26 protein-coding genes and 2 pseudogenes are annotated in these 24,965 nt (G+C 67.9%); 22 read left to right on the plus strand and 6 right to left on the minus strand.

Translation table 11 applies throughout. From position 1 onward, the window contains the following. The first annotated feature begins 3 nt into the window (after nucleotides 1-3). The 3 genes from ACUP6Y_RS15245 (at nucleotide 4) to ACUP6Y_RS15255 (ending at nucleotide 3,210) form a co-directional block, all read left to right on the plus strand. On the plus strand, nucleotides 4-1,218 hold the full coding sequence (locus ACUP6Y_RS15245) for an IS4 family transposase (protein ID WP_462551601.1): 1,215 nt from the start codon (nucleotides 4-6) through the stop codon (nucleotides 1,216-1,218). Between the two features lie 544 nt (nucleotides 1,219-1,762). Then, complete coding sequence (locus ACUP6Y_RS15250; protein ID WP_462551602.1) at nucleotides 1,763-2,173, plus strand: hypothetical protein; 411 nt, start codon at nucleotides 1,763-1,765, stop codon at nucleotides 2,171-2,173. Nucleotides 2,174-2,292: 119 nt separating this feature from the next. Then, nucleotides 2,293-3,210: a transposase gene (locus tag ACUP6Y_RS15255; RefSeq protein WP_462551603.1), complete on the plus strand. Its 918-nt coding sequence runs from the start codon at nucleotides 2,293-2,295 to the stop codon at nucleotides 3,208-3,210. Here the strand turns inward: ACUP6Y_RS15255 and ACUP6Y_RS15260 are convergent. After that, a complete protein-coding gene (locus ACUP6Y_RS15260; RefSeq protein ID WP_462551604.1) occupies nucleotides 3,147-4,469 on the minus strand; it encodes an ISL3 family transposase in 1,323 nt (440 codons plus the stop codon). The genes ACUP6Y_RS15255 and ACUP6Y_RS15260 overlap by 64 nt on opposite strands. A 272-nt stretch (nucleotides 4,470-4,741) precedes the next feature. Between ACUP6Y_RS15260 and ACUP6Y_RS15265 the strand changes: the two genes are divergently transcribed. Both ACUP6Y_RS15265 and ACUP6Y_RS15270 read left to right on the plus strand, forming a co-directional pair. Next, nucleotides 4,742-6,046 (plus strand): TrbL/VirB6 family protein, encoded by a 1,305-nt coding sequence (locus ACUP6Y_RS15265; RefSeq protein WP_462551605.1) that lies wholly within the window; start codon nucleotides 4,742-4,744, stop codon nucleotides 6,044-6,046. A 3-nt stretch (nucleotides 6,047-6,049) separates the two neighbouring features. After that, complete coding sequence (locus ACUP6Y_RS15270; protein ID WP_462551606.1) at nucleotides 6,050-7,513, plus strand: SCO6880 family protein; 1,464 nt, start codon at nucleotides 6,050-6,052, stop codon at nucleotides 7,511-7,513. Between the two features lie 54 nt (nucleotides 7,514-7,567). On the opposite strand, the gene ACUP6Y_RS15275 is transcribed toward ACUP6Y_RS15270, so the two are convergent. Continuing rightward, nucleotides 7,568-8,056, minus strand: a complete 489-nt coding sequence (locus ACUP6Y_RS15275; RefSeq protein ID WP_462551607.1) for an MGMT family protein — start codon at nucleotides 8,054-8,056, stop codon at nucleotides 7,568-7,570. Nucleotides 8,057-8,180: 124 nt separating this feature from the next. Here ACUP6Y_RS15275 and ACUP6Y_RS15280 point away from each other — a divergent pair, with 124 nt between their 5' ends. From ACUP6Y_RS15280 to ACUP6Y_RS15290, 3 genes are read left to right on the plus strand one after another with little or no spacing between them, the layout of a single operon-like run. Next, nucleotides 8,181-8,588 (plus strand): hypothetical protein, encoded by a 408-nt coding sequence (locus tag ACUP6Y_RS15280; RefSeq protein WP_462551608.1) that lies wholly within the window; start codon nucleotides 8,181-8,183, stop codon nucleotides 8,586-8,588. A 20-nt stretch (nucleotides 8,589-8,608) separates the two neighbouring features. Next, nucleotides 8,609-9,550 (plus strand): hypothetical protein, encoded by a 942-nt coding sequence (locus tag ACUP6Y_RS15285; protein WP_462551609.1) that lies wholly within the window; start codon nucleotides 8,609-8,611, stop codon nucleotides 9,548-9,550. Beyond that, nucleotides 9,523-10,083, plus strand: a complete 561-nt coding sequence (locus tag ACUP6Y_RS15290; protein WP_462551610.1) for a hypothetical protein — start codon at nucleotides 9,523-9,525, stop codon at nucleotides 10,081-10,083. The genes ACUP6Y_RS15285 and ACUP6Y_RS15290 overlap by 28 nt, the downstream gene beginning before the upstream one ends. Nucleotides 10,084-10,117: 34 nt before the next feature. Here ACUP6Y_RS15290 and ACUP6Y_RS15295 read toward each other — a convergent pair whose 3' ends face one another. Beyond that, nucleotides 10,118-10,330 (minus strand): hypothetical protein, encoded by a 213-nt coding sequence (locus ACUP6Y_RS15295; RefSeq protein WP_462551611.1) that lies wholly within the window; start codon nucleotides 10,328-10,330, stop codon nucleotides 10,118-10,120. Nucleotides 10,331-10,423: 93 nt separating this feature from the next. Here ACUP6Y_RS15295 and ACUP6Y_RS15300 point away from each other — a divergent pair, with 93 nt between their 5' ends. The 4 genes from ACUP6Y_RS15300 (at nucleotide 10,424) to ACUP6Y_RS15315 (ending at nucleotide 14,122) form a co-directional block, all read left to right on the plus strand. Further along, nucleotides 10,424-10,645 carry a hypothetical protein gene (locus tag ACUP6Y_RS15300; protein WP_462551612.1) on the plus strand — a complete coding sequence of 74 codons (222 nt, stop codon included), beginning with the start codon at nucleotides 10,424-10,426 and terminating at the stop codon, nucleotides 10,643-10,645. Between the two features lie 143 nt (nucleotides 10,646-10,788). After that, nucleotides 10,789-11,769, plus strand: a complete 981-nt coding sequence (locus ACUP6Y_RS15305) for a serine/arginine repetitive matrix protein 2 (RefSeq protein WP_462551613.1) — start codon at nucleotides 10,789-10,791, stop codon at nucleotides 11,767-11,769. Further along, nucleotides 11,766-12,362, plus strand: coding sequence for a hypothetical protein (locus ACUP6Y_RS15310; protein WP_462551614.1), 597 nt, complete (start codon nucleotides 11,766-11,768; stop codon nucleotides 12,360-12,362). The genes ACUP6Y_RS15305 and ACUP6Y_RS15310 overlap by 4 nt, the downstream gene beginning before the upstream one ends. Further along, nucleotides 12,359-14,122 carry a type IV secretory system conjugative DNA transfer family protein gene (locus ACUP6Y_RS15315; RefSeq protein ID WP_462551615.1) on the plus strand — a complete coding sequence of 588 codons (1,764 nt, stop codon included), beginning with the start codon at nucleotides 12,359-12,361 and terminating at the stop codon, nucleotides 14,120-14,122. Before ACUP6Y_RS15310 ends, ACUP6Y_RS15315 begins: the two co-directional genes overlap by 4 nt. Nucleotides 14,123-14,180: 58 nt before the next feature. Here the strand turns inward: ACUP6Y_RS15315 and ACUP6Y_RS15320 are convergent, their stop codons facing one another. The 3 genes and pseudogenes from ACUP6Y_RS15320 to istA all read right to left on the minus strand — a co-directional run bounded on the left by ACUP6Y_RS15320 (nucleotide 14,181) and on the right by istA (nucleotide 17,558). Then, nucleotides 14,181-15,023, minus strand: coding sequence for a hypothetical protein (locus ACUP6Y_RS15320; protein WP_462551616.1), 843 nt, complete (start codon nucleotides 15,021-15,023; stop codon nucleotides 14,181-14,183). A 200-nt stretch (nucleotides 15,024-15,223) separates the two neighbouring features. Then, a complete protein-coding gene (istB, locus tag ACUP6Y_RS15325; protein WP_462551617.1) occupies nucleotides 15,224-16,003 on the minus strand; it encodes an IS21-like element helper ATPase IstB in 780 nt (259 codons plus the stop codon). Continuing rightward, a pseudogene (gene istA / locus ACUP6Y_RS15330) lies at nucleotides 16,000-17,558 on the minus strand (IS21 family transposase). Before istA ends, istB begins: the two are co-directional and overlap by 4 nt. A 348-nt stretch (nucleotides 17,559-17,906) precedes the next feature. Here istA and ACUP6Y_RS15335 point away from each other — a divergent pair. From ACUP6Y_RS15335 to ACUP6Y_RS15380, 10 genes and pseudogenes are all read left to right on the plus strand, one after another. Then, nucleotides 17,907-18,338, plus strand: a complete 432-nt coding sequence (locus ACUP6Y_RS15335; RefSeq protein WP_462551618.1) for a single-stranded DNA-binding protein — start codon at nucleotides 17,907-17,909, stop codon at nucleotides 18,336-18,338. Between the two features lie 52 nt (nucleotides 18,339-18,390). After that, nucleotides 18,391-18,516, plus strand: coding sequence for a hypothetical protein (locus tag ACUP6Y_RS15340; protein ID WP_462551619.1), 126 nt, complete (start codon nucleotides 18,391-18,393; stop codon nucleotides 18,514-18,516). A gap of 32 nt (nucleotides 18,517-18,548) precedes the next feature. Continuing rightward, nucleotides 18,549-19,464 (plus strand): annotated as a pseudogene (locus tag ACUP6Y_RS15345) (IS5 family transposase). After that, nucleotides 19,436-19,957 (plus strand): hypothetical protein, encoded by a 522-nt coding sequence (locus ACUP6Y_RS15350; protein WP_462551620.1) that lies wholly within the window; start codon nucleotides 19,436-19,438, stop codon nucleotides 19,955-19,957. The pseudogene ACUP6Y_RS15345 and the gene ACUP6Y_RS15350 overlap by 29 nt, the downstream one beginning before the upstream one ends. 145 nt (nucleotides 19,958-20,102) lie before the next feature. Then, nucleotides 20,103-20,399, plus strand: coding sequence for a hypothetical protein (locus ACUP6Y_RS15355; RefSeq protein WP_462551622.1), 297 nt, complete (start codon nucleotides 20,103-20,105; stop codon nucleotides 20,397-20,399). Then, complete coding sequence (locus tag ACUP6Y_RS15360; RefSeq protein WP_462551623.1) at nucleotides 20,396-21,721, plus strand: hypothetical protein; 1,326 nt, start codon at nucleotides 20,396-20,398, stop codon at nucleotides 21,719-21,721. The genes ACUP6Y_RS15355 and ACUP6Y_RS15360 overlap by 4 nt, the downstream gene beginning before the upstream one ends. Before the next feature lie 52 nt (nucleotides 21,722-21,773). Continuing rightward, the gene (locus tag ACUP6Y_RS15365) at nucleotides 21,774-21,962 is read left to right on the plus strand and encodes a helix-turn-helix transcriptional regulator (protein WP_462551624.1); all 189 of its coding nucleotides are present in this window, start codon (nucleotides 21,774-21,776) and stop codon (nucleotides 21,960-21,962) included. Further along, the gene (locus ACUP6Y_RS15370) at nucleotides 21,949-23,193 is read left to right on the plus strand and encodes a tyrosine-type recombinase/integrase (protein WP_462551625.1); all 1,245 of its coding nucleotides are present in this window, start codon (nucleotides 21,949-21,951) and stop codon (nucleotides 23,191-23,193) included. The genes ACUP6Y_RS15365 and ACUP6Y_RS15370 overlap by 14 nt, the downstream gene beginning before the upstream one ends. After that, nucleotides 23,190-23,837, plus strand: coding sequence for a hypothetical protein (locus ACUP6Y_RS15375; protein WP_462551626.1), 648 nt, complete (start codon nucleotides 23,190-23,192; stop codon nucleotides 23,835-23,837). Before ACUP6Y_RS15370 ends, ACUP6Y_RS15375 begins: the two co-directional genes overlap by 4 nt. Continuing rightward, the gene (locus tag ACUP6Y_RS15380) at nucleotides 23,834-24,820 is read left to right on the plus strand and encodes a nucleotidyl transferase AbiEii/AbiGii toxin family protein (RefSeq protein ID WP_462551627.1); all 987 of its coding nucleotides are present in this window, start codon (nucleotides 23,834-23,836) and stop codon (nucleotides 24,818-24,820) included. Before ACUP6Y_RS15375 ends, ACUP6Y_RS15380 begins: the two co-directional genes overlap by 4 nt. The last annotated feature ends 145 nt before the right edge of the window (nucleotides 24,821-24,965 follow it).

Genomic DNA, 24,965 nt, shown 5'->3' on the forward strand with positions numbered 1-24,965 from the left:
GGCATGCCGCGTGCTGGATGGAGGAAGCCGGAGACCGAGCGACGCTTGTCTGATCTGGTGTCGGTGGGGGTGCTGACGCGGGTGTTCCCGCCGGAGTTGGTCGACGATGTGATCGCCAAAGTGGGGCGGACCGAGCGTCGGCATCGGTCGTTGCCGGCGCGGGTGATGGCGTACTTCTCGATCGGGATGGCGCTGTACTCGGAGGGCTCTTATGAGGACGTGCTGGCTCAGTTGACCGATGGTCTTTCGTGGGCCTCGGGCTGGACCGAGGAGTACTCCCCGCCGAGCAAGTCCGCGATCTTCCAGGCCCGGGCCAGGCTGGGCGCTGAACCGCTGAAGGAGTTGTTCGAGCGGGTTGCCAAGCCGATCGGCACCGATGAGATGCCAGGAGTCTGGCTCGCCGGTCGGCGGCTGGTTGCGATCGACGGCACGTGTCTCGATGTCGCCGACACGGCAGTCAATGCCGAGCACTTCGGCCGGCCGGGGGTGAACAAGGGCGAGCAGGCAGCCTTCCCCCAGGCTCGCGTGGTCGCGTTGGCCGAGTGTGGCACGCACGCGGTGTTCGCCGCCGAGGTCGGCACCTACTCGACATCCGAGGCCGTCTTTGCTGATCGTCTCGTGGACCGGTTGGCGCCAGGGATGCTGCTGACCGCGGATCGCGGGTTCTTCTCCTACGCCCTGTGGCGCAAGGCAATCGCGACCGGGGCGGACCTGCTGTGGCGGATCCGCACCGACAAATCCGCCCCCAAGCCGGTCCATGTCGAAGACCTGCCCGACGGCTCCTGGCTGGCCGACCTACAACAGACCCACTCCAAGGCCGCGCGGGCTGCGGAGCCGATGCGAGTGCGCGTCATCGACTACACCCTCGACGACGGCCGCGAGAACACCACGTCGTATCGGCTCTTCACCACCATCGTGGACCCGGGCGAGGCGAGCGCGACCGATCTGGCCGCGGCCTACGCGCAACGGTGGGAGATCGAGTCGACCTTCGACGAGCTCAAGACCCACCAACGCGGCCCGAGGACTGTGCTGCGATCCAAGTCGCCGGACCTGGTGCTCCAGGAGATCTGGGGCCACCTGTGCTGCCACTTCGCGATCCGCTCGCTGATGGCCGAAGCCGCCGCACACTCCGGGCATGATCCCGACCGGGTCAGCTTCGTTGCCGCGCTACGGATCACCCGCCAGACCCTCGCCCACCCGGGCGCCTTTCCCCCCTGACCAGCATGGGCGAGACAGTCCCGGCTGGCTGGACTTCCTACGCCGGCTGCTGCGACGACTCAACCCAGAGCGGCGACGACGGGCAGCACCGCGCGTCGTGAAGAGGAAGTACACCAAGTGGCACGTCAAACGCGCCGCCCACGCCACCTGGCCCCAACCCGGCAACACCACAACCATCTCCGTCGCGCGGCTAACTGAACGGTATTGGGGCTAACTCGGTCGACCCCGGCCTCGACTACCTAGTACCGGCGGTGGCTGCCGGTAGGTTCAGAGGAGTGGGAGACGTGACCGAAGTTCCGCCACCAGACTGGGCGGCCCTGTATCAGAAGCATCGCGACGCGATGTACAGGGTCGCCGCGCGCACCCTACGGGGTCCTGGCCGGGAGGCCGAGGCCAGTGACGTCGTCATGGCGGCGATGGAGTCGCTGATGAAGAAGCCGCCCCGAAATGTGGCTCTCCTGACCCTTCCGTGGGTCAGTTTCGGCCGGGGCCCTCTCCGCCAGGCTGCTCGTGAGTCAGTTCATGAGCAGAAGGAGTTCGGCCGGTGTCGATCAGCGCGGGATATACCGCGGAGCAGATCCGCGAGTTTGTGCACCAGTACACGGTGCAGCCGTACGGCCGTAAGGCTGAGTGGCTGGCCGCCCAAGGGGTGTCCTATGACCGGCTGCGCAGGTGGCGACTGGCCGTCTTCGACGGCGATCTCGACCGCGGGCTGGTCCCGCGAGACAGTGGTCTGGTGGTGAAGAAGATCCCGCCTGGCCAGCGTGCTGCGTTGGAGCGGCATCATGCGAAGGAGCGTGTCGAGCACCAGGCCGAGGTCGAGCGGCTCAACGCGCGGATCCGTGAGCTAGAGGAAACCAACGGCGCGCTGGGAAAAGCTATCGGGCTCTTGCACTCGATGAGCGAGCAAGAGCCCGTCGCGCCCCCGACGACGAGCGATCCCTCCGATTCCTGAACGCCGAGAAGGCCCTGGTCACCGAGCTGACCAAGGCGACCGGATCACAGCGGCAAGCGCTGGCACTGACGGGCCTGTCACGCTCGACGTGGCACTACCGACGCCATCCACGTGCCCGCGTGGCCGTCCCGGTCCCGCACGCCGATCGGGCCTACCCATCGAGGATTAGCGCGCAGGACCGTGAGGATGTCACCGCGCGGATCGCGACCGGATGGGCAGAGGGAGTCTCGGTCGACCACGCGTTCGCGACGGCGTGGGACGAGGGAGTGATGCTTGCCTCGCGTCGAACTTGGTGGCGGATCGCAGCCCAGATCCCGGACCAGTCCGCGCGGCCCGTCGCGCCGAGCAGGCGACAGTCGAAGACGCCCCGGGTGGCACCAGTGCTGGAAGCCACCGGCCCCGGTCAGGTGTGGTCGTGGGACATCACCGACCTGCGCACCCCATGGCGAGGGGTCGCGTTCAAGGCCTACTCGATCATCGACATCTACTCCCGCAAGCTCGTCGGCTACCGGGTTGAGGACCGCGAGGCCGACCACCTGGCCGTGGAGATGTTCACCGATGCCTTCACCGCTCATGGTCTGCCTGGTGTCGTGCATGCCGATTCCGGGCCGGCGATGCGCTCGACCCTGCTGGGCGATCTACTCGGCCCGCTCGGCGTGATCCAGACGCACAACCGTCCGCGGGTCTCCAACGACAACCCGTTCTCGGAGTCGGAGTTCCGCACGATGAAGTACCGCCCGAACTACCCGGGTACCTTCGCCACGCTCGACGAAGCCCGGGCCCACATGGATACCTACGTCCCCTGGTACAACGCGAACCACAAGCACTCCGGCATCGCGCTGTTCTCTCCCGACGAGGTCCACGACGGCACCTGGCGCGACCGCTGGGCCCAACGAGCGCGTGTCCAGCAGGCCTACTACGACACCCACCCCGAACGCTTCCACAAGCCGCCCCGCACGCCCGCGCCGGCCGGCTACGTCGGAATCAACCTCCCCGACGAACGCAAGAAGGAACTCGAACGACTCCAGACAGGTTGACAACGCGCGGGGAGCACTGGTGGGTGGCCGCCGAGGTTGAGCATGGCCAAGGCGATCAGGGCTTCGGGTGAGCGGAAGCCGAAGGCGACCCGGGTGATCAGTCGGATCTTGGTGTTTACCGACTCGATGCGTCCATTGGACAGGCCGTGCTCGATCGCGGCGAGGATAGAGGCTCGGTGCTTGACGATCCGGCGTTGCAGATCGACGAAGGCCGAGATCCGACAGCGACGGGCCCAGCCGATCCAGACGTCGAGGGCCTCTTCGGCCTCGTCGTGCGGGAGCTGGAACACCAGCCGGAGGCCTTCCTTGAGCAGGTAGGCGCGGTGCAGGCGCGGATCGGTCTTGGCGACCCAGGCGAGCTTGGCCCGCTGCCGGAGGGTGAGGTTCTCGGGGTTCTTCCACAACGCGAACCTGGCGTGTTTGAGTGCCTTCGCCTGGCCGCTGGCTCGTCCGGCGCGGCGCTGGGTGACGGCGCCACGGGCCTCGTTCCAGGCCTGCCGGCGGACCTCGTCCAGCGCGTCGGTGGCCCAGCGGACAACGTGGAACGGATCAGCGCAGCGCACCGCGTTCGGACACCGCTGTGCGACCACCGTGCTGATCCAGTCCGCCCCGTCTGCAGAGATGTGGGTGATCTGGGCGCTGCGCTCGGGGCCGAGGGCGTCGAAGAACTTCTCCAGGGTTGCCTTGTCACGGCCCGGTGCGGCCCACACCAGCCGACCACTGTCGTGGTCGACGACCACGGTCAGATATCGGTGCCCGCGCTTGTACGAAATCTCATCGATCCCCAGCCGTCGCAGGTCCGCGAACCGGTCGTGCAGGGCTTCGACGTCGGCCCAGACCCGGGTGATGATCGCGCCGACGGTGCGCCAGGCGATCCGCATCAGCTCGACCACCGCGCTCTTCGAGCACTGGGTGGCCAACCAGGCCACCTGCTCGTCGAACACGACTGTGTGGCCGGCCGCGTGCCGTGCCCAGGGCACCGCGACGACCGTCGGGCCATGTTCGAGACACCTCACCCGCGGTGCGTCCGCCTCGAGCACGACCTGGATCGTGCCTAGGTCCAGTGCCCGCCACCGTCGCCGGCCTTCTCCGGCGTCGTAGCCAGGCGAAGGTCGCCCGCACCGTCCACAACGACCGCGAGCACGCTTCCGCGGCCGCACATGGGCCACCAACAGCTCTTCGTCCTCGTCGAACTCGATGTCCTCCACGACCGTCTTCTCGACCCCCAACAGGGCGCGCCATAAGGTGGCGTTCTGCACGCCGTTCTCCGCTCACTGGTTTCGGTTCCTCAACAGCTCAGAAACCTAGACAGGGAACGGCGTGCTCACGTTTCAGGCGCGCTCAAGCACCCACGGATGCGTCACAAGAGCCCATTTACTCAGGAGGAATCGTGATCCACCTCGGTCTACCCACCTCGGTCGTGTCGCTGCTCCCGCAGGACATCACCATCGGCGCTTCCGTCGCGCTCGTCAACTTCTTCTGGAACGTCGGCCAAGCGGTCTGACCCACACGAGCCGAGAGGAGTACGACGATGGTCGACGTCTGCGACGTGCCCGTCATCGCGTCAGTGTGCGACGTCGCGGGCGACGCGGCCGGGGCGCTCGTGTCGGCACCGTTCGACTGGCTCGCCCAGGGCATGGGCCACGCAGCGGGCTGGATGTTCGAGGCGGTCTGGAAGGTCTTCGACTCGACCACGATGGTCGACGTCACCAGCAGCCAGTTCACGAAGGTCTACAGCATCCTGTTCGGCGTCGCGGTGTTCGTGATGCTCGGCTTCTTCATGCTCCAGGTCATCGGCGGGATGGTCCGGCGCGAACCGACGGCACTGTCGCGGGCGGCGCTCGGGTTGGCGAAATCGATCCTCGGCTCCTTCGTCGCCCTCGCCCTGCTCGCCACCGCGCTGGAGGTCACCGACCAACTCTGCATCGGCATCGTGAACGCCGCCGGGACCAACATGGAGCAGATGGGCGACCGGATTGCCTTACTGACCTCCGGCCTTGTCGGTCTCAACGTCGCCGCCCCGGGAGCCGGGGCGATCCTGACGATCTTCATCGCCGGGCTGGCCATCGGCGCGGCAGGCATCGTGTGGATCAGCCTGCTCGTTCGCAAGGCTCTGCTGCTGATCGCGATCGTCTTCGCGCCCATCGCGATGGCCGGGGCGAGCTGGGACCACACCCGAAGCTGGGTGAGCAAGTGGGCATCGTTCGTTATCGCGCTGATCATCTCGAAGGTCGTCCTGGTCGTGATCTTCCTACTCGCGACCGCGCAGGTTTCCGCACCCATCGACAGCGACATCAAGTCCATCTCCGAGCCGATCGCTGGTGTCGTGCTGATGCTGATGGCCGGGTTCGCGCCGTACATGACCTACAAGGCGGTCAACTTCATGGGCTTCGACATGTACCACGCGATGTCGGCCGAGCAGGAGGGCAAGGCGGCGCTCAACCGGCCTGTGCCGATCCCGATGACCCGCACGCCCGGCTCGCAGCCGAGCAAGGTTCTCGACGGTGGGTCCGGAGGCAGCCTGGGGGGTTCGAGCGGCTCGCCGACTCCCCCCGCGCCCGCGGTTGAGTCGGGTACGTCGACCGGCACGTCCGGTGCATCGTCGGGTGGCGGCGGTGCTGCCGCGGGCGGCGCGGCGGCCGGAGGCGTTGCCGCCGGACTGGTCGTGGCAAAGGAATCCGCGACCGCCGGAACCCGCACCGGCCAAGCCGTCTGCGGCGCTGCGTCGCAACAGACCGATGCGGCTCACCAGACTCCGGCGGCTCCGTCCGGCGCACCGATCCCAGCGCACGTCGCGGACTCGGTTCCCGCCACCGCCAGCGGCAAGAAGGGCTGAACGATGAGCACCCAAGCGACTGGACACGACTACGAGCTTGCGCCCGTGAAGTTCTCCCGCCTCACGCGCCGCGGCGTCCTCCTCGGCTTGTCTGGGTCGCAGCTCGTCGTGGTCGGGTTCGGCGCGATCGTCCTGGTGTTCGCGCTCTACTTCGGCGGTGGTGTGTCGCTGCTGTACGTCGCACCGGTCCTGCTGCTCTGCGCAACGCTGGCGTTCGCCGGCGTCGGTGGCCGCAAGATCATTGAGTGGCTGCCTGTAGTCATCAAGTGGCTATGGCGCTCGACCGGCGGACAACTGGTATTCCGTCGCCGCATCGTTAAACCACGCCCCGCTGGGACCCTGTCGCTGCCCGGCGATGCTGCCCGGCTTCGCCAGTGGCTTGACTCCGAGTCCGGTGCGGTGATGGTCCACGACCCCCACGCGTCGACGCTGACCGCCATCGTCGGCGTCACCCACCCAGCGTTCATCCTGCTCGACCCCCTCGAACAGCAACGCCGCGTCACGAGCTGGGGCCGCGTGCTCGCCACCGCCTGCCGCTCAGGGCGCATCGCCTCGTTGCAGGTGATGGAACGAACATTGCCCGACTCCGGCAAGGGACTCGCTGAGTGGTGGTCCCAGCACGGCCGCCAGGACGACTCATGGACCTCGACGACGTACGGCGAACTCATCAACCGCGCCGGACCGGCCGGCGAACGCCATGCCAGCACCGTCTCGATCTCCCTCGACATGAAGGCCGCTGGCCGGGCGATCCGCGCAGCCGGTGGCGGCAACCGAGGCGCTGCTGCCGTGCTGCGGCAGGAGATGTCGACGATGACTGCCGCGTTGCGGGCCGCTGACCTCGCCCCGTCAGGCTGGTTAGAGCCAGGCGACCTCGCCGTCATCCTCCGCTCGGCGTACGACCCCGTCGTCGCCGAAGCCCTGGAACGCCACGGCGACCTCGGCCGCGACCTCGCCACCGCCGGCCCGGTCGCAGTCACGGAGACGTGGTCGAGCGTGCGATCGGACTCCGCCCACCACTGCGTGCTCTGGATCAGCGAATGGCCCCGGTCCCTCGTCTACCCAGGCTTCCTCGCGCCCGTGCTGCTGTCCTCGGGCGTGCGCCGGACCTTCACACTGCTCTACACGCCGATGCGGACCGACCAGGCCGCGCGCGACATCCGGAAGAAGAAGACGGAGTACATCTCAGATGCCGCCCAACGACAACGGATCGGACAGATCGAGGACGCCCAACAGTCCGCTGAATACGGCGACGTCCTCCAACAAGAAGCCGACCTCACCGCCGGCCACGGCATCCTCCGCACCACCGGACTCATCGCCATCAGCGCAGGCGACCCCGACGAGTTGGAACGCGCCGTCGCCGACATCGAGCAGGCGGCGATCCAAGCGTCGTGTGAGACGAGGCGGCTCTGGGGCCAGCAGGCCCAGGCGTTCAGCGTCGCGGCAGTCCCGCTCTGTCGACAGGTGTAGCGGCGTCTCTGCTGGCGCCACGCCGCTCCGGAAAATCACCGTTCACGTGAAAGCTCACGCAGTGCAGTCGCGGCACGTGTACTGCACCGTCGTGTGTCGCCAGCAGGGCTCGGCGGCACGCGGGGCGGCACGGCCTGTCCGCGCTCCGGCCGACGGAACGTACGGCGCGATTCCATCAGGGATCGGCATTCGGTTCGCGCGACCCATGTCGACGCGGCGGGTGACGCCCTCGCCGAGCAGCGGCACGCCTTCGCCTGCAAGTCGGTCGAGTGCCCAGTTGACCCACTGCGCGCGCGGCCCTGTGAGTTGTGCAGCATCGAGCAGGGACCCGTCAGAACGCACAACGCGCCACCAAGGCAGCTGGTCAAGCGACGTACCTGCATTGGGGCGGTAGCCCAAGATCGTCGACACCGTGCGTGCGTGGCTGCTGGGACGTCCTACCAGTCGCGCCAGGTCTGCATACGCGATGACCATGCCCTCGGGGATGCTCGCGCATGCGTCGTAGACGGCCTCGGCCTCGCTGCTCGTGTGGTTGCTACTCATGCCGTGGCCTCCTCGGGGATCATGGTGCCGAGGATAGGAGGCGGGTCCGACGTTGATGCGGCCTTCGCCAACTGAAGGGCGTACCGGAACACCTCCTTCTCGACCAGATCGAGAAGGAGGTGCGATGCCGACGTTCGAGAACCCGGCGGTTGACGCCGACGAAGTCCAAACAGCGCTGCGCGCACTGGCGCACGCGACCCGTTCCATCGACGACCCGCGCGACATCTATTCGGTGCTGGGGTCGCTCACGTCGGCCGTGGCGTCGTTGAGCCAGTCCCTGCATCAGATCGGCTCGTTCCACGACAATCCGTCGTCCCGGCGATCCGGCTGGGTGCCCGAGTCGTCGGTCAAGGCCAGGTCTGCCTCGTACCGTGTGTCGTGGGATCTGCACCGTGCCGCTGAGATGTTGCGGCAGGTTGCCGACACGATCGCCACGGCGCACGAAGCGGAAGCGATCCTCGCCTACCACCGCGAGTTCCCTGAGCCCTCGGTCACCCGAGGCTCGGCGAACGACCACGGACTGTCGCTGTGACCACACCCGAGAAGGGCCGCTTGCACAGCACCGTCCTCGTCGCGCCACGACGTGAACGACGCCGTGACCGGCGGACGCGGAAGGCTGCCGCGAGGTCCCTCCTCGCGCAGGATCGCAACACACGCCGAGCGTCAGAGAAGGCGAAGGCCGAGGAACTCGCCGCCGAGCGACGCGAGACGGTCGTGTTGCCAAAGGCCGGCGAACCCGGACCGGCCACTCTGCGTACGCCGGGACGGCTGCGGCTGCCACGGCATCAGGACACCTCAGCCACCCTGGCGGGCGCCTACCCGTTCCTCGCGGAGGGCGGCCTGGGGAGTGACGGCGTGTTCGTCGGCCAGGACCTCTACTCCGGTAGCTCGTTCGTCTACGACCCGTGGGTGCTCTACTCCCGCGGACTGATCACCGCCCCGAACCTCGTGCTCGCGGGGATCGTGGGCGCAGGCAAGTCCGCACTGGCCAAGAGCCTCTACACCCGCTCGATCCCGTTCGGCCGTCGCGTTTACGTCCCCGGCGACCCGAAGGGCGAACACACCGCGGTCGCCGAAGCCGTGGGCGGCAAGGCGATCGCGCTCGGTCACGGGATGTCGAACCGGCTCAACCCTCTCGACGAAGGGCTCCGTCCTGCCGGTCTCGACGACGTGCACTGGGAGGCGCAGGTCACTTCGCGTCGGCGCGATCTTGTCGGTGCGCTGGCCGAGACCGTCCTCGACCGCCGGCTCACCCCGTTGGAGCACACTGCGATTGACGTCGCCCTGACCGACACTGTCCGATCCGCCGACGTGCCGGTATTCCCGATGGTGGTCGACCGCCTCCTCGCGCCCGATCCGGCCGCTGACACCGACGGCCGGCTGGCTGAGGATGGCCGTCTCGTCGGTCACGCGCTCCGGCGTCTGGTGGCTGGCGACCTCGCGGGTCTGTTCGCGGGCCATCGACGGTGCGTTTCGACCCGACTCTGCCGATGATCTCCCTCGATCTGTCACGGGTTACCGAGAACGCGACGCTCATCTCGGTGTTGATGACGTGCGCGTCGGCGTGGATGGAGTCCGCTCTCCTCGACCCGGCCGGCGGCCAACGGTGGGTCGTGTACGACGAGGCCTGGCGGCTCATGTCGCACCCCGCGTTGCTACGTCGAATGGACGCACACTGGCGCCTCGCACGCCACTACGGGATCGCGAACATGCTGATCTTCCACAAGCTCTCCGACCTCGACAACGTCGGCGACTCCGGCTCCGCGATGCGCGCCCTCGCGTCCTCGCTCCTGGCCAACGCGGAGACCCGGGTGGTCTACCGGCAGGAGGCCGATCAACTCGGCACGACGGCTGCCGCCCTGGGGCTGACGGGGACCGAGCAGTCGCTGCTGCCGACGCTCGGCACGGGTCAGGGGTTGTGGCGGATCAAACACAGGTCCTTCGTCGTCCAACATCAACTCCACCCAGCCGAGCTGGACCTTTTCGACACTTCAGCGAGGGCCTCCGGCGGGCTACCATCCCATTGACCCCGCAGGCGACCCGAGACGCAGGCGGGGTCTTCTATGCCCGGCGCGTGATCGGGACGTTGCGAAGGCCGTTGGCGTCGTTGAAGTCCCAGATCGCCCACTCGAACCCGGCGACGTACGCGGCGTCGGCGTCGCGTTTGGCCTCCAGCACCATCAGTGCCGATGCGGCGTCGCCCATGCGCAGGCAGGCCCCCCGTCCTGCCTGATACCCGGCGTCGAACCGCCGCTGCTCCTGTGTCTGCCCCACCGGCCAATACGAACATTTGTTCGAACCACTGGTCAATACTGAGTCCGTGTCCGCCAACCCGCCGAAGAACGACGCCTGGCCCCCACCGAAGCGGTGGCGGCACTGCTTGGTGCGTTTCGGACACGGCAACTATCCGCCGCCCGCGCCGGCCTGATCCTGGACTGGCGGCGCCAGTCTGGCCGCTGGACGGCGTGGGTGATCTGGCTCGACAACACCGGGATGCGCGAACGCGTCTGCCAAGGCTGGCTGCCCCTCGACGTACTCCGGCCAGCGATCAGCGACATCAACGTCTGGAACGACGGCCCCTGGCGGTGACAGACCCCGGGGCGCGCACCGGTCGCACACCTGTCAGGCGAGACAGGAGGCGACCGATGAGAACGCAGACCCGAGACCTCGCGGCCCGCGAGGAGAAGCTCGAAGCGCTACAGCAGAAGTTGACGGAGTCGGTCGACGCGCTGGTGACCGGCGAGGACTGGAAGCGGGCGTTGGAGTTCGCCGCGAAGTTCCGTGGGCGCAGCTTTGGGAACACGATGCTGATCGCAGTGCAGCACCACGCCGCGTTCCAGCAGGGTCGGGTGCCCGAGCCGATGCCGACGTACGTCGCCGGCTTCCGGCAGTGGCTCATCTTGAACCGTTCGGTGATGAAGGGCCAGTCCGGGTACGCGATCCTCGCGCCCGTCACGGCCCGGTTCGCCTCGTCGAACCCCGCCGCCCCGGACTCGTGGCGTCGGCTCGCCCGGGGCGAGAAACCGGGCTTCGGGGAGGCCGTCCGGTCCAAGCTGGTCGGGCTGAAACCGGCCTACGTCTGGGACGTCTCCCAGACCGACGGTGAACCTATCCCCGAGCCGCCGCGCCCGGCGCTGCTCCAGGGGCAGGCGCCCGAGGGACTGTGGGATGGGCTCGCGGACCAGATCACCGCCCGCGGGTTCGAGCTGCGGCTGGTCTCTGACGCGCGGGCGATCGGCGGAGCGAACGGGCTGACCGACTACATGACCCGCGAGGTGTCGGTGCGGATGGACATGGACGACGCAGCCCAGGTCAAGACTCTGGCCCACGAACTTGGGCATGTGATGCTCCACGGCCCCGACCATCCCGATTCGACCGCCGACGCGACCATGCACCGCGGGATCGCCGAAGTCGAGGCTGAGAGCGTCGCACTGATGGTGGGCGCGGCGCACGGTCTGGCGACCGATGACTACACGATCCCGTACGTCGCCTCATGGGCCTCCAGCGTCCCGGGCAAGACACCAGTCGAGGTCGTGCAGTCCACCGCCGAACGCGTCCGTCGCACTGCCGTCGAGATCCTCGAAACGCTCGACACCCCGCAAGTCGGTGACGGGAACCCGCCCGGACTCGACCGGGCCGCCCTCGCTGCCGGTCGAGACGCTGCGCCGGTGCCGTCGGTCGCGAATCAACAGAGGGAGCCGATCGGGCTATGAGCATGATCAACACCGCCACGTCGTACCGGCGCGACGACCGCCAGGGAGTGCGGGTCCCGATCGTGATGCCGCTCGTCGAGGTCGACGTCGACCAAGACGGGTTCGTCACCATCGCCCTCGACCACGAGCCGTACTCCGCTGACGGGTCACTGACCCGCGACGACCTCAAACGCGTGTTCGACGACATCGCGACCGACCTCGGCACCGCCGTCCGGGTCGAGGTCAGGGAGGCCGACAGTTCCACCTTCACTGACATCGTCACTCCCCCACCCTCTGGGCCTTCGCAGCCACCGAAACCACGCGGGCTGCCCGTACGACGGGCGTTGCAACCGGTCCCTGGGGTGACGACGTCGATCGGTGAGGTCGCCGGTGACGGATTCGTCCCCAACGAGGAGGTAGCGGTAGCGGTTGTGGTCGCGCACCAGGTCGCGAGCACCGACGGCACCGCGCGTCTCCGGCTGCCGCCCGCGCTCCTAGAAGCCCACCCCGGGCTGGTCGTGTTCATGGGCAAGGAGTCCGGCACCGTCCTGGTCGGCACCAACGCCGACGTCAATGCCAATGTCAGCGCCAGTGTCGAGGGTGGCGCGGCGTGAACCCGCGCGGGCAGGGGGTTGATGACGAACTGGTCAACCTCGGCCTCATGCTCATCGCCGCCGTCGCCGGCCTCGCTGCGCTCCTGCGGGTCGCGGGAACGGTAGCGGCATGGGTCACCGGGGCGGGACAGCCGAGAGGAGGTTGGGAGGCCGGGTTCCGCGTACTCGGCGATCCCAGCGACCCGGCCGCCGCGCTCGGCGCGGACGGACTCGCGGCCTGGGTCTACTGGTCGGTGCTCGTTCTGATGGTCGCCGTGGCCGCGGTCGGCGCGTGGGCGCTGTGCCGACTGATCGGCTCGATGCGACACAAGACCTCCCATGACCCAAGGAACCTCAGCGGCGTGGCCACCGCCCGCGACGTACGCGCCGTCGCGTCGCAGAAGGCGCTCCTCGCCCGCGGCCGAACCCTGCGACCCTCACTCGACACTCCTCGACCGTCGGATGTGGGCTACCTGCTCGGACGGTCCCGCGGGCAAGGAGTGTGGGCGTCGGTCGAGGACTCGATCCTGGTCCTCGGACCCCCGCGGTCCGGCAAAGGACTCCACGTTGTCATCAACGCGATCCTCGATGCACCCGGCGCGGTCGTCACCACTGCCACGCGGCCCGACAACATCGCCGCCACCCTCACCGCCCGGCAAGAACGCGGGACCGTCGCGGTCTTCGACCCCCAACGTCTGGCCGAGGGACTTCCGTCAGGGCTGCGATGGTCCCCGGTCCGCGGTTGCGAGGACCCGCTCACCGCGATGATCCGGGCCACCGGTCTCGCCTCCGCGACCGGGCTCTCGGCGGGCGGGGTCGAGTCCGGAGGGTTCTGGGAAGGCAAGACCAGAACGGCGATCCAGGCCCTGCTCCACGCCGCCGCACTCGACAACCGCTCACCCCACGAACTGTTCGGCTGGACCCTCTCGCCATCGGCTGCCGCCGACGCGGTCGCGATCTTGTCGAGCAGCCCGAACGCTGCACCCGGATGGGCCGACTCACTGGAGTCGATGATCCACTCCGACCCCCGCACCCGCGACTCCATCTGGATGGGCGTCTCCCTCGCGCTCTCGTGTCTCGCCGACCCCCGAGTACTGGATGCCGTCTCACCCCAGCCCGGCGAACACTTCGACCCCGTCGACTTCCTCACCAACAACGGGACCCTCTACCTCCTCGCCACCGGCGCAGGAGCCGGCGCCTCATGGTCGCTGGTCGCAGCGTTCATCGAAGACCTCATCGAGACCGCCCGACACCTCGCCGCCGCCTCACCCGGCGCCCGCCTCGACCCGCCCCTGCTGCTGGCACTCGACGAAATCGGGAACCTCTCACCCCTGCCGTCACTGCCCGTCCTCATGGCCGAAGGCGGCGGCACCGGCATCACCACCATGCCCGTTCTCCAATCCCCGTCCCAGGCCCGGGACAAGTGGGGCGACCACGCCGCCGGTGCCATCTGGGACGCCAGCATCGTCAAGCTCGTCCTCGGCGGGACTTCCTCGGCCAAGGACCTCCAGGACCTCTCCGCCCTAATCGGTGAACGCGACGAGAAGACCGACACCATCTCCGTCGGCGACTACGGGTCCCGGTCCCTCCAACGCTCCGTACGCCGCGTCCCCGTCATGCCGCCCGAGACGATTCGCACCCTGCCCTTCGGCACCGCACTCGTGCTGCTGCGCTCCTCGCCGCCGCTGGTCACCGACCTGCGGCCCTGGACCGCACGCAAGAATGCCGACCAACTCCGTGCTGAGCGCTCCGCAGTCGAAACTGCTCTGAGACCGCGTTGATCAGGCGAACCCAAGAGACATCCGGGGGCTGGCCGCTCGGCACGTCACCCCCAGGTCGTCAACTCGCGACTTCGTCGTCAGCGTCGCGTGCGTGAGATGGTCGCCACGGCTGCGCATCGAGTTCACGCAGCGCAGCCAGCGGTTCAGTCACAAGGCTGGCCATTGCAAGCAGCGCCGACGGAAACGCATCTGGGGCGGCTGCGAAGGCGGCCTCGTCCAGTTCGAGATTGAATCTCTCTCTGACGCCAGCGGGCAGAGTCTCCGCGATCTCCGATTCAAGCGCGATGGCCTCTGCCCGGAGAGCAGAGGAGGCTCGCGTCTTCCACGGCCGGAGACCTGGCGGCGGCTCCTGCGAAGGCTTCGACGCCGCGACCAGCAGCCGCTCAGTGGCCTCGGCAATCCACACGTTCGACCGGTCAATCACCAGCGGAATTGCGATTCGCTGCACGGCTCGTATCGCTTGGACATCAATCGCCAGTGAGACGCTGGACTTGTCCTCGTGGACGTTGACGTAGCGGAAGACTGTCGCGCCGGCCGAGCAGACCTCGCTCAGGTACGCGTCTCCAACCCAGTTCGTCGGCTCCTTATGCACTCCCGGCTCAATCCCGCAGTCGGGCTCAAGCTCAACCCGATAGAGGTAGAACTGCGATTGAGAGTCCGCCTGGTCTCGCATCCGCCTCAGCATGCTCTCGATCGCAGCCTCGTAGGTCCCGATGTGAAGCGCCTTTGCCTGTTGACGCGCCGCCCATCGTTCAACGGCACCGTGCCCCGTTCCCGCTTCCATACGCTGCTTCGTCTCGTCGGTGAGGTCAGCGGCTGGGTTGAAGTTGGGATCGGGCCAGTTCTCGTGAGTCGATGAGTGGTACCAGTAGACATTCCGCACGACTGCGTCGTCTTGCATCGGGTCGTCCGGGTCCGCGCAGAAGTCAGGACGATCTTCGCCCTGACAGTCGGCGTCACAGTTCGGGCAGCCTACGAGGGCCCGATGGAACCGTTCGAGCCACTCCGTGGTGACGAGCCATTCGTGGCGGCACGATGTCAATGGCCAAGTTGAGGTCCCCGCTGGTGGCCAACTAAAGGTCCCCACCCTTCGCTCGGGGTTCAGCTGGTCGTGAGTCGGGTTCCTCCCTTCGCTCGGGCCTGTCGCATGCGGTAGGAGTCGCCGTCGGTGACGACGGTGTGGCAGTGGTGCAGGAGCCGGTCGAGCATGCTGACCGCGGTGGTGTGCTCGGGCAGGAACCGTCCCCAGGACTCGAAGGGCCAGTGGGACGCGATGCCGAGCGACCTGCGTTCGTAGGCGGCTGCGACGAACCGGAACAGCAACTGGGCGCCGGTGTCGTCCAGGGGCGCGAACCCGAGCTCGTCGACGAGGACGAGGTCGTTGCGCAGCAGGGTCTCGATGAGCTTTCCGACGCTGTTGTCGGCCAGCCCGCGGTAGAGGGTCTCGACGAGCTCGGCGGCGGTGAAGTACCGGACCCGATGACCGTGCTCGACGGCGGCGATGCCGAGTGCGATGAGGGTGTGGGACTTCCCGGTGCCGGCCGGGCCGATCATGCACACGTTCTCGGCTGCGCGGATCCACTCCAACGAGGAGAGGTAGTCGAACGTCGCTGGTGGGATCGAGGACGCTGCGACGTCGAACTCCTCGAGCGTCTTCCTCACAGGGAAGGCTGCTTGCCGCATCCTGGTGCGGACGTTGGACTCCTCACGCGAGGCGATCTCGGCCTCGATGAGGGTGCGGAGGAACTCCTCGGGCTTCCACCGTTGGGTCTTCGCGGTGACCAGCAGCTCGGGTGCCAGCCGGCGCATCGCGGCCATCTTCAACCGCTTCAATCCCTCGTTCAGGTCCGTCGGCAGCGGTGGTGGGGTCGACGCGGTCACGACACCTCACCCCCATCCGTCCCGTCGATCCGGTAGGCGTCCAGCGACCGTGTGGGCACCGTGGGCAGGGTCATCACCAGCGCCTGCCCCGCGGCGGTCGGCCGGGGTGCGTGGCCGTTGGTGGCCAGGATCGAACGGACGTCGTCGGCACGCCACCGCCCGAACGCCACCGCCCGAACGCGACCGCCCGTTCGAGTGCGGCCAGCAGTGGTTCGGTGCCATGGGCGGCGGCCAGGGTGAGGATCTCGGCGATCTCGCTGCCCAGCTTGGTCACACCCGCGGCCGCGGCGCCGGTCAGGAACGCCTCGGCGACTGGCCCCAACTCCAGGAACTCCCGCTCGACTACCGTCTTGGGGCGTGCTCCGCGACGCGGAGTGTCCGGGCGTGGCCGGTCGTAGTGGGCATCGACGACCGAGGTCTCGCCCGGCGCCACCAACTGGTGTTCGGCGTGGACCTCGCCGGTGACCGGCTCGACCACTCGCAGCACCCGGTCCCGCTCGTCGACCAGCACCGTGACCGTGGCCCCGATCAGCCGGTTCGGGACCGAGTAGCGCGCTGAGGCGAACCGGATGCAGGACAGCTTGTCGACCTTGCGGGTGATCGGCTTCGAACCGACCTCCAGCCGCAGCGACGGCAACTCACCGAGCAGCTCCCGCTCCGTGTCGAGCCGCTCGGCCGGGATCGCGTGGATCTCGCTATGGCAACGACCATTCACCTCCTCACACCACGCCACGGCGCGGGCGTTGAGCCCCGCGATGCCCTCAGCCCACGGGTCCTCGCCAAGAACAGGGTCGAGCTCGAGCGGGACCAGCAGGTCGTCCTTGGCGTAGCCGACCAGGTTCTCCACGATGCCCTTGGACTCCGGGTCCGCGCCATGACAGAAGTCGGGCCGGAACCGGTAGTGGGTCGCGAACCGGACGTAGTCCGGTGCAGGCACGACGACGTTCGCGACCACCCCTCCCTTCAGGCACCCCATCCGGTCGGCCAGCACGACCTTCGGGACCCCGCCGAGAACCTCGAAGCACTCCGCCAACATCCCCAGCGTCGTGGCCTGCTGCTCATCGGCGGCGAACCGGACGAACCGGAACCGTGACCACGCCAGCACAGCACAGAACACGTGGACCTTCCGCCCGCCGATGATCTCCTCGCCCCAGTCGATCGCGAGGACCTCACCCGGCGACCACACCGCCGGACGCCGGCCACCGGCACGGGCATGACCCCGTCGCCACTCGCTCTTGGCCTGGGCGACCAGCCGCCGGAAGTTGCGGTCCGACCCCGCATAGCCGGCAGCGCGCGCCGCCGGCAGTAGCCGCTTCGCGCTGATCTTCCCCGCGGTCTTCTTCACACTCTCCGCGACCAGGTCGGCGACCCCGTCGTAGTTCCTGGCTCGCGGCGCCCGCACCTGCGGACTCCCACCCTGGCTGGCCAGCTCGTGCGCGGTGATGATCCGCTTCACCGTCTTATGGGTCGTGCCGCAGATCTCTGCGGCTCCCCGGTAGGTGCCTACGTCTCGGTAGGCGGCAATCACGTCCATTCGTTCCTTCGCGTTCTTCAATGGAAGCCCCTGCGTGGTGCTCGGTGACTGGTTGGCACCGCCACCGTCACCACGCAGGGCCCTCACGTCGGCTACGACACGCGAAGGGTGGGGACTTCTATCTGGCCACCAGTGGGGACCTTGACCTGGCCACCAGTGGGGACTTTTTCATGGCCACGGACAGCACGATCCGCATCGCATCCATCGGAGACGCTCAAAGTCGATTCCGCGCTCGATCACACAACAACATTCGCACGACCCGCCGACAGTCTCGTTGCGCCATACCCTTCGGAGCAGCGAAGTGGCCGTCACACCTGACTCCTGAGAGCGGCCGCCACTCGGGCGCCGCCCGACGTCAGGAGTCAGATCATGACGATCCCCACCCAGATGAGTCTTCACGGGTTCGTCGCGACCGCGCCGGAGTTGAACTTCACCGGCAAGGGCCACGCGAGGTTCTACTGCCGGGTCGGTATCGAGCAGCACCGCAAGGAGGCCGATGGGTCGTTCACCGACCTCGACCCGGTCTTCTGCGACCTGGTGCTGTTCGACCGTGCCGCCGAGCGGGCCTACGCCCGGCTCAAGCGCGGCGACCAGATCGTCGCCTCGGGCTACATCCACGAGTACGAACAAGACCGGCCCGGCAGCCCCAGCCGTATCCGTGAGCAGTTCGTCGCCCGCCGCATCGGACACGACTGCGCCCGCACCCGGTACGTCGTGGACCGCACCCCGATCCCCCAGCCCGACCCGCCGACCGGCGAACTGACGGTGGTCAAGGACCCGGCACCAGTCGTCGGCCTCTGACCGGGTCCGTGCGATGAGGACCAGCGTCGAGAGAGGCGACCAGCCCGCACTGGTGGACATCGAGCCAGGCGGCCCGGTCGAGCACGACTCCCGCCGGCACGGCGAGTACGACGGACGTAGTGATCCCGGCGACATGTTCGGGACCGCCGACTACGCCGACCTAGGGCGTGTCTCCTAAGTTCAGGCCCGTAGGGCTGTTTTGATGCGGGCATGTCTCGCGAACGGGTCCTGACCGACGCTCAGTGGGAGCGGATAGCGCCGTTCATGCCGTCCTCCGATGGCGTGAAGTCCCGGCCGTTTCGTGATCACCGACAGGTCGTCGAGGGCGTGATCTACCGATTCCGCACCGGGATCGCGTGGCGCGACCTACCCGGCTCGTTCGGGCCGTGGCAGACGGTGTGGAAGCGCCACAAGCGGTTCTCGACCGACGGGACCTGGGACAAGATCCACGCCCGCCTCCTCGCCGAGGCCGACGCCGCCGGCGACATCGACTGGATGGTCAGCGTCGACTCCACCATCAATCGAGCCCACCAGCACGCCACCACCCTGCGTCGCGTCGAGGAGCCGGCTGGTCGCCGGACCAAGCGCGACACAGGGGGCTGATTCGAACTACAAGAATCCGCGCGAGGAGCCGCCAGATCATGCACTTGGTCGCTCCCGCGGCGGGTTGTCGACCAAGATTCACCAACTCGTTGATGGCCGCGGCCGCCCGCTCGTCATCGCGCTCACGCCCGGGCAGGCCGGTGACTCGCCGATGCTGAAGCCGTTGTTGGCACAGCTCGCGATCAAGCGGCTCGGGCGCGGCCGTCCCCGCACCAGGCCTGACGCGGTGCTCGGCGACAAGGCCTACTCCTCCCGAGCGATCCGTGCCGACCTGCGCGCACGTGGGATCAAGGCCGTGATTCCGCAGCCCTCCGACCAGATCGGCCATCGCAAGAAGCGCGGATCGGCTGGCGGCCGACCACCTGCGTTCGATGCCAAGGCCTACAAGGGCCGCAACGTCATCGAGCGCTCCTTCAACGACCACAAGCAGTGGCGCGGGATCGCGACCCGCTACGACAAACTCGCCACGGTCTACCGAGGAGCGGTCGTCTTACGTGCCATCACCATCTGGCTCGCGACTTAGGAGACACGCCCTAGCTGACTTCGGTGAGCGGCCGCTTCGCCCGATCAACTGGAACCTGCTCACCGCTGACGAAGCGCTGGTCGAGTGGCTCGACCTCGACGACTGGGTCGACTGGCTCCGCCACACCTACGGGCTGCCGCCCGCCGTCGTACCGCCGCTGTGGCACCGCCACGACGAACTGGTCTGGGAACTCTCAGCCCTGCACACCCACTGGCTCAACGCCTACGACCCCGACGGCACACCCTCAGGGCCGATCGGGTGGCTGCGGGACTTCCACGACGCCAAGAACCGGCTCCGCGAATGGGTGTCTCTGTCCGGGACACGACTGGACCGCGATCGGCCCACGAGACAGACCGCATGGCCGGGCGAAGACCCCATCGAAGGCGCTCCCGAGGTCGAGATCCTGGACCGCAAGGCGGACTTCTACCTCTTCGTCCGCGACGACGTCGCAGCCCGACGCGCCATCGAAGAAGGCGTCCACGCCGTCGCCTGACCCCAGCGCCTGACACCGGCGCCGTCGGTGCACGACCCGCCTATCGCGGCGAGTTGTCCACACCCCACCGGTCTCGAAGCCCGGGCCGGTCGACTCCGGCGCCACGGTGAAACACCGCAGCCACCCGCATCGAAAGGACTCGTTCATGTTGCTCGCCCACGCCGCCACCCTCGCCGAGGCACGCTCGTACGTCGCCGCCCTCGCCGACAACGCCGTCAGCATCGACGCCTCGATCGAGTACGACCGCGTCCTGCTCCAGATCGACTTCATCCACGGTGACCTCATCCCCGCCATCAACCCGGTGCCGGTCACCGGCCGCGAAGTCCTGTTCGGTGTCGCCGAGTCGGCGATCGAAGACCTCGTCGACCACGGGATCGACGGCCTGACCGTCGAGCTCGTCCTGGACATGCTCTACGCCGCCCGTGAACTGGATGCGCCGTGATGTACGGCGAAAACACCCGGCTGCTACGGGATTCGCTGCGCGAACTGCTCACCCAGCACCGCATCCAACACCGCATCGGCGGAGCCGGGCTGCACACCGTCCCGGAGACCACCACCGTCGCCGAACGCAAGGAGATCGGTGAGCAGATCGCCCGCTACCGCCACGCCGTACTGGTCTGGTGCCACCAGGCCATGCAGGCCGCGAACCCGCGGATCAATCTCGAAGGCAGCAGCAGCAGCCGCACACGTGGCCCGGCAGAAGAACTGCGCTACCGCCTCGCGTCGACGATCAACGCGGACCCGGCTGGGTTGCCGACGTTGGAGGAACTGGTGACCGGGCACCGGTTTGAGCTGGTCGACCGGTGGCGGGAAGCCGCCCGCGCCTGCACGCTCGGCGAGCACGACTTCGACGCTGGCGTCGGGTATGGGCGACTGTCCGAAGCCCAATGTCTCACCGTGATCCACGACGCCGCGGAGATCGCTCGAGCGCTGGTCGGGCTCGACCGGCGCTACGCCAACATCCCCGGCTGGCACCACCTGAAAGACCCCGGACGTCTCGGGCGTGCGGCCGAGGTCGCCGCGGCGTACTCCGGCTACGGCACCACGGACTACTCCGTCGACCGGCGCGGCTGGCGACCACCCGCACGGGTCATCGACGGTCCCGGCCTGCCGGGCATCGACGGCGTGCTGCAAGCCCAACACAACCTGCTGGTCCACCTGATCAAGTTCCCCAACGCCCAAAGCCTGCGCGTCATCCTCGATTCGCAACGCATCGTCTCCCTCGAAGCCGCCCGACGACTCGGGGACAGCAACCCCGAACTCGCAGGTCGCTGGGAGCGACGTGCCGAGACCTACGGCCGGCTTGTCCACCAGACCCGCGACATCGGTGGGCTCTACGGCAAAGGCGGACCCGCGGCCGGTCAAGGCGCCATCGCAGCAGCACGGATGCAGAAACTCCCCGCCGACGCCCTGACCGATGCCGGGCAACTCCGACGACTAGAACGGATCAGCGCCAGCATCGACGAACGAGTCTGCACCGCCATCGAACTCGGCATCAAGGAACGTCTCTACTTCCATCGCGTCCGCATCGCCGCCATCGAGAACAACAACGGCGAAATGGTCCAGGCCCCGCGCCGCGAATGGCGGCCCGTCACCGGCCCCGTGCAGATCGAGCTGCTCGACACCGTGCGCCACGACTTGCGGCCCACACCCATCGAGCGGAAGGCGCGGAAAGGTGCCGAGCAGAACCGCCTCGACTTCGAGGCCGCGCTCGACCACCGACCACCACCGAGAGGAGCACCACCAGATGTCCCGTCGATCTGATCCCCCACCCACCCGGCATCGCGAACCCCGCGGTCCCAACCGAGGAGACAACATGGAGAAGCTCCTGAGTGTTGAGGAGGTCGCCGACTACCTCGGCGTACCCGTCAACACGCTCTACCAGTGGCGGCACAAGGGCACCGGCCCTGTCGCCTTCCGCGTCGGACGCTTCCTGCGCTACGACCCGTCGGACGTCCGCCAGTGGCTGAGCGACAACGCGGCGGTGAGTCATGGCGTGGGTTGAGAAGCGAGAGCGGACCACCGCCAAGGGCAAGACCCAGACGACCTGGCGTGTGCGCTGGCGCGAGCCGGACGGCAAGGCGCGCGCGAAGTCGTTCCCGCGCAAGGTCGATGCCGACCGGTTCGCCTTCACCGTGTCCGCCGACATCGTCCGGGGGAACTATCTCGACCCTGACGCGGGCAAGGTGCTGTTCGAGGAGTACGCGGGCAAGTGGCTAGCAGCCCAAACGTTCGAGGAGACCACCCGCGTTGCCGTCGAGCTCCGGCTGCGGCTGCACGCCTTCCCGACGCTGGGGCATCGGCTCCTCAGCGACGTCCAGCCCTCGACGATTCAGGGTTGGCTCCGCGGTCTGACTGAGCTGGCGCCGACGTACCGCAAGGTTGTCTTCGCCAACGTCGCGACGGTCTTCACCGCGGCCGTCGACGATGGGTTGCTGGCGAAGAACCCGTGCAAGGCCCCGTCGGTTCGCAAGCCGAGGTCGGACCCGAAGAAGCTCGTGCCGTGGACCCAGCAGCGCGTGCTTGCGATGCGCGACGAGCTGCCCGACCGCTACTCGCTCGTGGTCGTGCTCGGCGCGGGCCTCGGATTGCGGCAGGGCGAGATCTTCGCCCTCTCCCCCGACGACCTCGATCTGGACCGCGGAGAGGTCCATGTCCGCCGTCAGGTGAAGGTATTCGGCGGGAACGTACTCGTCTTCGGACTGCCGAAGGGACGAAAGACCCGCAAGGTGCCACTGCCCGGCGGCGTCCTGGAGGCTGTCACTCGCCACATGACGCAGTACCCGCCACTGGACGTGACGTTGCCCTGGATGGTCCCAGACGGGAAGGACACGACGGCGTCCCTGCTGCTGACCACGCGCGAGAAGAAGGCGCTCAACCGCAACTACTTCAACACCTACCTGTGGAGGCCAGCGCTGGTTCGCGCCAAGATCCCCGACCTGCGGGAGAACGGCTGTCACGCCCTGCGGCATTTCTTCGCCAGTACCGCCCTGCACGAGGGCGAGACGATCAAGGCCGTCAGCGAGTACCTCGGTCACGCCGACCCCGGCTTCACCCTGCGGACCTACACGCACCTGATGGAAGGCAGTTCCGAACGCACCAAGCGGGCCATCGACGCGGTCTTCGGCACCCACTCCGAGACCGAGGAAGACGTCGACGAGGACGACGAGGAATACGCCGTCGGCTCCGATGACGAGCAAACGGCTGCGGGCGATGCCGTCGAGGACCCCGAATGACTGCTCTCACTTCTCCCTATGTCACGTTCCCGGTATACTTTCGTGACATGACGACGTTGTCGCCCGCCGCGGTGATCCGAGAGACGCCGGAGAAGTCCTTCGTCCATGTGGACAGGCTCCCCGGCTCCTCGACCGCTGCCCGGAAGGCGGCCTCTCGTGCAGTCAAGGACGGCTTGCTCCTGCCGGTGCGTCGGGGGCTCTACTACCGGGGGCGTCGTACCCGCTACGGCGTGGTCGCACCACGGCCCGAGGAGGTCGCGCGCGCAGTGCTCGGCTCACGTGGGGTCGGTCCGGCCGGCTACTCCGCGGCGCGCGCGTGGGGTGTGACCACGCAGATTCCACCTGCCTGGCATGTGGCGACGCTGCGCACGGTCGACCCGATCGAGGGTGTGGTCCAGCACGACCGCAAGAACCTCGCCCGCACGGATCTCAATGAGAAGGAGATCGGGCTGCTGGAGCTGCTGCGCTCCCCCGAGGTCTATGTCGAGGCAGGTTGGGACACGCTCGTCGCCAAGGTCCGCGCTTCTCTGCGCACTGCTGAGGTCAGCGTCGAGCGTCTGCGTGAGGCTGTGCCCGGTGAGTACAACCGGGCAGTGCGCGACAACTTCGCCCGGCTCGATGCGGCCTTGGCGGTCTCGGCGTGAGCGAGCAGCTGCGTCGCAACCTCGACGACCTCGATGCTCTGGTCGCCCGGACGGCTACGGCTCGCGGGCTGCCTGCGCCGTACGTCGAGAAGGACTTCTGGGTCACCGAGGTGCTCCGCGCCGCCACCGTCGACCGCGTGGTCGCGGTGCCCGACGGCTCGACCGCGCCGGTCACGTTCTTGTTCAAGGGCGGCACCAGCCTCAGCCGGGTCTTCGGGATCGTGGACCGCTTCTCCGAGGACGTCGACCTGCTCGCGGTATTCCCCGAAGGCGCCGCGACCAACGCCCGCCACAAGGTGCTCAAGCAGGTCGACACCGACGTGACCCGCCACCTGGGACTGACCAAGAAGGACGTCAGCGTCGGTGCGTCGACGACTGGCGTGAAGCGGTACACCACCTATCACTACCCCGTGACCGAGTACGACGCAGGACTCAAGGAAGGCGTGCTCCTCGAACTCGGCAGCCGGGGCGGCACCTACCCCGCCGGACCACACTCCTACCGGTCGATGGTCGCCGACTACGCCATCGCCGAGCTCGGCGAGACCGAGGACACCTGGGAAGAGTTCGCATCCTTCAGCGTCAACGTGCTCGCGCCGGAACGGACCCTGCTGGAGAAGATCGCCGCCGTGCACGATGCAGCCGCCCGTGGCGACACCGCCACACTGCTCAAGCACGGCCGGCACTTCTACGACCTCGACCGACTCCTCAACACCGCATCCGTCATCGAGGCACTCGATGCACTCGGCACGGACGGGTTCGATGAGCTGGTCGAGGACATCAACGCCCACAGCGACGAAGCAGGCTTCTCCTGGAGTCCACGCCCCGACGGCGGGTACGCCGACAGCCCCGCCTTCGACCCACACTCCGATGTCCGCGAGGCGATCCGCACTGGGTTCGACGCTGCCCAGGCACTCATCCACGGCATCCGGATCAGCCTCGACGATGTCACAACAACCGTCCTCGCGAACCGCGAGAGGCTCTGATCCCGTGTTCCCCGAGCGTACCCAGAGCGTACCCAGCGACCCGGACAGCGACGTTTCCGCAGGTCAGCGGTGGTCATCCAGTCACTACTACGACATCTGAGGGACACAACCGCTGACCGGCGTCACGCACTTGGTGAAGGTGCTC

The sequence above is a fragment of the Nocardioides sp. S5-5 genome, assembly GCF_054954065.1.